The organism is Pseudoalteromonas sp. bablab_jr010, assembly GCF_016464105.1.
Taxonomy (GTDB): domain Bacteria; phylum Pseudomonadota; class Gammaproteobacteria; order Enterobacterales; family Alteromonadaceae; genus Pseudoalteromonas; species Pseudoalteromonas simplex.
Genome location: NZ_JACDWV010000133.1, coordinates 71,913 through 80,041, shown reverse-complemented (window position 1 = coordinate 80,041; position 8,129 = coordinate 71,913). Strand labels below are relative to the sequence as shown.

General features: G+C 41.7%; 7 protein-coding genes. 1 reads left to right on the top strand and 6 read right to left on the bottom strand.

Annotated features, from left to right (window positions below; all coding sequences use genetic code 11):
- The first annotated feature begins 158 nt into the window (after window positions 1-158).
- Window positions 159-455, top strand: a complete 297-nt coding sequence (locus JIG37_RS11900; protein WP_199529441.1) for a YrhB domain-containing protein — start codon at window positions 159-161, stop codon at window positions 453-455.
- Window positions 456-1,107: 652 nt separating this feature from the next.
- Here the strand turns inward: JIG37_RS11900 and ppiC are convergent.
- The 6 genes from ppiC to JIG37_RS11870 all read right to left on the bottom strand — a co-directional run bounded on the left by ppiC (window position 1,108) and on the right by JIG37_RS11870 (window position 8,123).
- Window positions 1,108-1,386: a peptidylprolyl isomerase PpiC gene (gene ppiC / locus JIG37_RS11895; protein WP_055021968.1), complete on the bottom strand. Its 279-nt coding sequence runs from the start codon at window positions 1,384-1,386 to the stop codon at window positions 1,108-1,110.
- 63 nt (window positions 1,387-1,449) lie between these two features.
- Window positions 1,450-2,109 (bottom strand): lysoplasmalogenase, encoded by a 660-nt coding sequence (locus JIG37_RS11890; protein ID WP_199529440.1) that lies wholly within the window; start codon window positions 2,107-2,109, stop codon window positions 1,450-1,452.
- 31 nt (window positions 2,110-2,140) lie between these two features.
- Entirely contained in the window at window positions 2,141-2,515 is a 375-nt protein-coding gene (locus tag JIG37_RS11885) for a DCC1-like thiol-disulfide oxidoreductase family protein (RefSeq protein ID WP_244664388.1), read from the bottom strand.
- A gap of 26 nt (window positions 2,516-2,541) precedes the next feature.
- A complete protein-coding gene (locus JIG37_RS11880) occupies window positions 2,542-3,564 on the bottom strand; it encodes a zinc-binding dehydrogenase (RefSeq protein ID WP_199529438.1) in 1,023 nt (340 codons plus the stop codon).
- Window positions 3,565-3,577: 13 nt separating this feature from the next.
- A complete protein-coding gene (locus JIG37_RS11875) occupies window positions 3,578-4,984 on the bottom strand; it encodes a TolC family protein (protein ID WP_166341046.1) in 1,407 nt (468 codons plus the stop codon).
- A complete protein-coding gene (locus JIG37_RS11870; protein WP_199529437.1) occupies window positions 4,977-8,123 on the bottom strand; it encodes a multidrug efflux RND transporter permease subunit in 3,147 nt (1,048 codons plus the stop codon). The genes JIG37_RS11875 and JIG37_RS11870 overlap by 8 nt, the downstream gene beginning before the upstream one ends.
- Window positions 8,124-8,129 lie beyond the last annotated feature (6 nt).

Genomic DNA, 8,129 nt, shown 5'->3' with positions numbered 1-8,129 from the left:
GATAAAAAGTATGCTATGTTTGTTCATGCTAGCCTCTGCTGTTTAGTTATTTGACAAACTAATTATGGCTCTGGCTTTGTCATTAAGCTAACCCACGAAAAGCGGAGGCTAGCACCGTGTGGGAGTCATTATGTCTATGTGTCAAAAGAGTTCGGAGCATGAATAAGCAAGAAGCGCAAAAATTGGTAGAAGTTGAACTTGAAAAAAGTGCCGATAAATTCGATCCAGTAGAGTGTGTCATTCTTGAAGAAGAAACTATTGAAAAGCAGTGGGGTTGGGTGTTTTTCTACCAAGCTAAATCATATGTTGAAACGGGTGATTTCCGTGAAATGCTAGGTGGCAATGCTCCAATAATTGTAAATCGCAATACGGGCGAGCTTTTTCATACTGGCACAGCTCATGAAGTGGACCATTATATAAGCGAATATGAAGCTAAATTACCAGCAAACACATAACAAGCCGCTCAAATTCTGGCCACAAAAAGCATGGCCTCCACCGGACTCGCTAACGCTCGGCGTTTAGCGGGCGTTATATGCCTAAGAGAGTTATGTGAATATTGCTATTTTTGTAGTTTCATTTGTGGTCTATGTTTGGCTCTGCTTGGGTATCGTAAAGTTCCATAAACATTTAGCAGATAAACTTAAACTGGTTAATCGTCGTAGTTTGTTAAACGTGTTTAGCCAATATATTTGGTTTCTGTTGTTTATCGTTACCTACATTCCGTTTAGTATATTCTTCCCTGCATGGTTAAATGGAAAACTTGGCATAGTGCAAGAGTCCCCAAATGTAACAGCTATTTTCATTTTGTTGGGATGTTTAACACTAGCAATTACTATGTGGCGAGGGTATAAAAAAAACTAAGCAGGCGAATTGGTAATCGGCATATAACAAAGCAAATTAAAAAGTGCGGACAAAAAACTAGTTGGCTTTGTTCGTACCTTAAAAATTTTTAGCCAACTAATTTTTGCCGTTTATTTGCGGCGTTACTGATTAAATACTCTAACGTGTTTTTGTCCAAAAATGAGTAAAACCACAGGCTTCAACTCACTAAAAATAAATATTTAGGGCTAACGACGTGTCTTATTAGTTTTAAGCAGGCTTTAATTTTTAAGTTCTATATAGCACTTTAATTACATGCCAACCAAAGCGCGTTTTCACTAAATGTGGCTCTAAGATTTCGCCGCTGAATGCTACTTTGTCAAACTGTGGCACCATTTGACCGCGTCTGAATTCACCCAAATCGCCGCCTTTTTTACCCGACGGACAGGTTGAATGTTTTTTAGCTAACGTCTGAAACTTCGCACCTTTTTTAAGTTGCTTGATGATGTCTTCAGCTTGTTCTTTGTGCTTAACAAGGATGTGCAGTGCGTGCGCTGTATTTGCCATGGAAAATCTCGAAAATTAAAACGCACGTATTTTATCACGGCAATCAACACTGAGCCACTGTGGCTATTTATGTTTACTTGTTGCTTGCAAAAATCCTGTCACCAAACAAAATTGCGCAATGTAATACGTTATCATTATTGCGATATCTGCATGTGCTATTTCTAAATAAAAACGGTTAAGACCAAGAATAGAGTCTGATATAACAAACACGGCCCCACCTAACACTAAAAAACCGTTCGATTTATCTGTCATCCAAGTAAGGCTTGCCATTATGCTAAGTACCAACATGTAGAAAATCACCGGAATGAGCATGTCATTCAGGTTTGGATAAAATAAGCAAAAAATGATGATGGCCAAAAAGAGATAAAGAAGTAAAACGTCTAGTCGCCAGTTTTTAATTGGCAACATGGTAATGATATAAAAGGCGTGACTTACAAAAAAAGCCGCTAAACCACCTATAAAGAGTTGCCCTGTATCAAGGGCTAGCAACACATCACCTAGTGCTGAAAAACTAAGAGCGAATAATAAAGTAATAAAAGTGCGAATTTGTAACTGACTACGCCCTTTTAACACCATCACAATCAACAGGCCGATTGGTAATGTTTTAAATAGCGCCATAATAGGCTGAGTTAATGATGGTATAAAGAGCAGTAAAGCAATGTAAAGCGAGCTTAGGATTAGAAAGAGAATGTTCATATTCTTATTATTGTTATTTGTTCCCAATAACGAGAATAGCAAGCTTTACTCTAAATGTTTATAAAAAATGCTGCTTTTGTCTTTCGGTCAGTAACTTACACTGTGTCTGTTTGCCAAAAAACCGATAACGATGACGGCCAACCCAATCATACATACGATCGCGAAAGCCTTTTGGCAGTAACTTGAACACCTTAGCCAAAGAGAATGGTAAACCTAAATTAGTTGCGATAAATAACACAGCGTCACTTTGTTTATATAACAGGTTATTATCAATCACTAACATTGAAGAGAGTGGATCGTCAATTTGATGCGCCTTTAGTAAACGTTCACCTTTATCGCTTTGCATGGGGCATAACTTAAAGGTTATTTGCTTATCAAAGCGAAGAATAAACTGCACACAAAAATGGCACAGATTGCACTGACCATCAAACAAGATGACTGGGCAGTGAGTTTGCAAGATTAGCCGCTTACTTGCACAACTTGTTTACCGGTAAAGCCACCAGCAAGTTGTTTATTTAAAGCAGCTGAAACAGCCTCGGCGGTAAAATCAACAGCATGAATTTGCGGCAATTTGATCTCGCCACGGGCTGCATTATCGAGTAATAAGTTACCCATAAAGCTCAATTTTTGTTGCGCACATAAGCTATTTGCAAGCCAAGCTCCACCTAAGGATACAATGCCAATATTTGGTGCGCGTCTAAACATAAGTTCTTGTTCAAACTTAGGTAACTCATTTAAACAGGCAATACGGCCACAAAAGCGCATTAGCTCAACGTTACGAATGGTGGTATCGCCACCAATACAATCAAGCACCGCGTCAAAGCCTTGCGGGCCTAATTCACGGCGAATTTTATCTTCAAGTTTAGGGTCATTGTAATCAAACACCACATCAGCACCTAATTGCTTAAGTAACTTATGATTGTGTTTGCTGGCAGTGGTAAATACAGTTGCACCACGTTGCTTAGCAAATTGAATAGCAAATTGACCAACGCCGCCTGCCCCTGCGTCAATAAACAGTGAATCCCCTTCGCTTAGTTGCAACTTATCAAGGGCAATTAATGCCGTCATACCTGAACAAGGTAAGGTTGCAGCATCTGCCGGTGATACGTTATCTGGCACAACCGAAACCGCATAGTTTGGTACCGTTGTGTATTCAGATAACACACCTTGGTCGCCAAGGCTGGCGTGCCATACAACACGTGCGCCAACACCTGGGAATACACCTTTACTTGCCTGAACAACCACGCCAACAGCATCATGACCTAGTACATGAGGGTAATGCCATTTACAAAAACCTTGTTTTGCAAAGTTGGCATCACCATGATTTAAGCCCACATATTCAACTTTAACCAAAAGCTCATTGCCTTCAGGGCTCGGTACTGGCACAGAAAGCTCAGATAACGCTATGGCGTCATTCGGCTCAATCAGTGCAAGCGCGCGCATTGTTGACGGAAGTTCTGTAGTTTGTTGAATATGTGACATTGAATACTCTGGGTTAAAGGTTGTTTAGTTCAAAGCTCCAACGACCATTAAATGCTTGATAAGCACTTACTTTGGCCTGTAATGAAGCAATTGTTGAATCAACAGCGTTCTCTTGCGCTATTAAAACATCCTGTCTCGCATCTAACAACTCTAAGTAAGGAATTTGTCCTTCTTGATACATTGCTTGTGCTTGACCAAATGCTTTATTGGCATAATTAAAACGTTGATCAGCATAACTTAACTGTTGTTGCTGTTTGACTAGTCTTTGTAAAGTAAGTTCACTATCGCTAATGGCTTTTAATACTTTACTTTGATAGTCACTGTAAGCGGCTTCACTTAAAAACTGCTGTGCATCACGCTGAGCTAATAATGCAGGATAGCTGAGTAATGACCATTCAACTTTTGGTGTGACTTGCCATTGTTGCACAGTATCTTCTAAGCCATTGCTGGTTAAGCTCACCACACCTGCAAACCCGGCCAAACTAATATCTGGCAGTAATGCTTTTGAGGCGGCAACACTTAGCGAATAAGCCTGACTAAACTGATATAAAGCACTGGTGATATCTGGTCTCAGTGCCATTGCTTCACTGGCTTTATTAAACGACACACTAAATTCGTGACTGAGTAACTCAGGCTCTTCTATCAAAGTTATGTCACTGGCAAGTCGCCCTGTTAGCACCGCAAGGGTTGCGAGGTCGCGATATTGCAAGTAACTAAGCTCAGGAATAAGCGCTTGTTGCTGCTTTAACTGGGCAAGAGTACGGTTAAGATCAAGTTCATTCGCAACCCCCTCCTCTACTCGCGCTTTGAGCACATCAATACTTTGCTCGAGCGCCTCGATTTGCATTTCAATGATAGCTTGCTTTTGCACATTACCTTGATAGCTGACATAGCCTTGCACCACGGCTGAAACCACTTCAACCTGTAATGCTCTTAACTGCTCCGCTTGGTTTAGTGCACCTGCATTAGCAGCATCGACTAACGCTGTAATACGACCAAACAAATCAAGCTGCCAATTAACATTAACCCCAGCGTTTGATTGGCGCGTAATTGCGCCATCTAAGCTGCTGCGCTCTGCGCCTACGCTTAGGCTGCCCTGCGGATAATAATCCGCGCGGGCTGCACCTAAACGGGCAATGGCTGCATCAAGTTGAAGTTGACTGGTTTTTAGGTCGTGATTCATTGCTAATGCATCAGTCACTAAATTGTTTAACTGAGGCGAATCTAAACGACGCCACCAGTTATTTTCGCTCGCACCTTCGTTTTGTTCACCAATTTGTGTATCGCTAACAAATTGTGTCAGGCTCACTTGCTGCTCTTGCATATCGACGCTTTGTGCGCAGCCTGCCAGTGCTCCAGCTAACAGCATCGCACTGACTAGTTTGCTGTGTTTAAAGATTACATGAAGAGGCTTATGCATCATGTTGCTCCTTCTGCGATTTTTTAGTGACTAACATATAAAACACCGGGGTGAACAATAAGCCGAACACAGTTACACCAATCATGCCTGAGAACACTGCGTTACCCATAGCATGACGCATCTCTGCACCTGCACCTGTGGCTAAAACAAGAGGTACAACGCCTGCCGTAAAGGCAATTGATGTCATTAAAATTGGGCGAAGTCGTAAGCGACACGCTTTAATAATGGCTTCAAGGTGAGACAACCCCGTTTTATGCTGGTCTCGTGCAAACTCTACCATCAAGATGGCATTTTTACTTGCCAGTGCAACCAGTACGATTAATGCGATTTGCGTGAAAATGTTGTTGTCATCACCAACAAACCACACACCTAATAAGGCGGAGAAAATCGTCATAGGTACAATCAGAATAATAGCCAGTGGTAATCTTAAGCTCTCGTATTGCGCTGCAAGTACCATAAACACAAGCAATACAACAAGTGGGAAAACATACACCATGGTATTACCCGCTAATATTTGCTGATAAGTTACTTCTGTCCACTCAAACTCAATACCATTTGGTAATGTATCGGCAAGAATTGCTTCAATCGCATGTTGCGCTTGATCAGAGCTATAACCTGGTGCTGGGCTACCATTTAATTCAGCTGTAGGGTAACCATTGTAGTGCATTACACGATCTGGGCCTGTTGTTGGTGTGACCGTTAATACAGAGCCTAATGGCACCATTTCACCCATGCGGTTACGTACTTTAAGATTCAAGATTTGCTCAGGATCTTGGCGGTAGTCAGCATCAGCTTGCGCATTAACCTGATATGTACGACCAAACAAGTTAAAGTCATTCACATACACAGAACCTAAGTACACTTGTAGGGCATTGAATACTTCATCAAGTGGAATACCTTGGATAAGCGCTTGCTCACGGTCAATGTCGATATCCATTTGCGGTACTTGAATTCTAAAGCTTGAATAAAGCCCCATTAATGCTGGGTCTTGCTGCGCTTTCGCAATAGTTGCTTGTAAGCTGTTAAAGAGTGTTTCAAAGCCTTTGTTTGCACGGTCTTCAATTTGCAGTTTAAAGCCACCCGTTGTACCTAAACCTTGAATTGGCGGTGGCGGGAATACCGCAACAAATGCTTCATCAATACTAGCAAACTTTTGATTTAACTGAGCCGCAATCGCCATTGCCGACATGCTCGGATCTTGACGCTCTTCAAAAGGGGCAAGCGGTGTAAATACGATGCCGCTATTAGGGCTATTTGTGAAACCATTCACCGATAAACCAGGAAACGATACTGTGTTTGCAACACCCGGTACTTGTAATGCAATTTTTTCCATTTCTTGCACGACTTCTTGAGTTCTGTCTAAACTTGCCGCATCAGGCAACTGTGCAACAGCCACTAAATATTGCTTATCTTGCTGTGGGATAAAACCACCAGGTACTGCGTCAAACAATTTTACTGTGCCACCAACAAGTGCAACATAAGCAACTAATACAATCACACTCATACGAATTAGCTTTTGTACCAGCTTTTCGTAGCCATTGGCGCCTTTATCAAATAAGCGGTTAAAAGGTTTAAATAACCAGTTACCAAATACACGGTTTAATAACTTAGTTAAACGGTCTGGTTTTGCATCATGACCTTTTAATAGTAACGCCGATAACGCAGGCGATAGTGTTAACGAGTTAAACGCTGAGATAACCGTCGAAATAGTAATGGTTAAAGCAAATTGCTTGTAAAATTGACCAGATAACCCCGTAATAAATGCCGTAGGAATAAATACCGCACACAATACAAGTGCAATGGCGATAATTGGTCCTGTTACTTCTGTCATTGCAACACGGGTTGCTTCAAGTGGTGATAAACCCTGCTCGATATTACGCTCAACGTTCTCAACCACAACAATGGCATCATCAACAACAATACCAATGGCAAGAACCAAACCGAATAGCGATAAGGTATTAATCGAAACCCCCAACCATTGCATAACCGCAAACGTACCAATCAAAGATACCGGTACTGCAATCAGTGGGATTACTGATGCACGCCAAGTTTGTAAGAACACCACAACAACGATTACAACTAATGCAATTGCTTCTAGTAGCGTTTTAATAACAGCATCAATTGAACCGCGTACGAATACAGTTGGGTCATAAACAATGTCGTATTCAACACCTGCCGGAAAGTCTTTTGATAATACTTTCATGGTTTCACGCACTTGATCAGAAAGCTCAATCGCATTTGAACCTGGGCGCTGGAAAATCGGCATTGCAAGTGCAGGTTGACCATCTAACATCGCTCTTAATGCATAGGTGTTTTGGCCTAATTCAAGGCGTGCTACATCACTTAGGCGTGTAAGCTGACCTTGCTCACCTACTTTGATGATCACATTTTCAAATTCTTCTTGTGAGCTTAAGCGCCCTTTTACATTCATCAGAATTTGAAATTGATTACTTTTCGAGGTAGGTTGCGCACCTAAACTACCCGCAGCAACCTGTTGGTTCTGAGCGCGTAATGCATTTACTACGTCCATTGCTGTTAAATCGCGAGCAGAGAGTGCATCAGGGTTAAGCCAAACACGCATTGAATATTGACCCCCACCAAACATTTGCACATCACCCACACCGCCTAAGCGCGCAATTTGGTCTTTGATATACAAATCAGCATAGTTCGCTAAGTAAGTCGTATCATGCGTTTTTTCAGGCGAATACAAATGCACCACCATGGTTAAATCAGGTGATGATTTTTCGGCTACAACACCTAAACGCTGAACTTCTTGCGGTAATCGTGGTAGTGCACTATTGACACGATTTTGCACTTGAACTTGTGCACGGTCTAAATCAGTACCTAATGCAAAAGTAACTGTTAAAGTCATGCGGCCATCACTGGTTGCTTGTGAAAACATATACAACATGTTTTCTGTACCATTGATTTCTTGCTCAAGTGGCGTTGCCACTGTTTCGGCAATCACCGTTGGGTTAGCACCCGGGTAATTTGCTGTAACTACAACCGTTGGCGGTACAACCTCAGGGTACTCACTCACTGGCAATTGAAATAGCGAAATTGCCCCTGCAATGAGAAATATAAGCGACAGCATCGCTGCGAAGATGGGTCGCTGGATAAAAAAGTGTGAAAATTTCATTTTGAC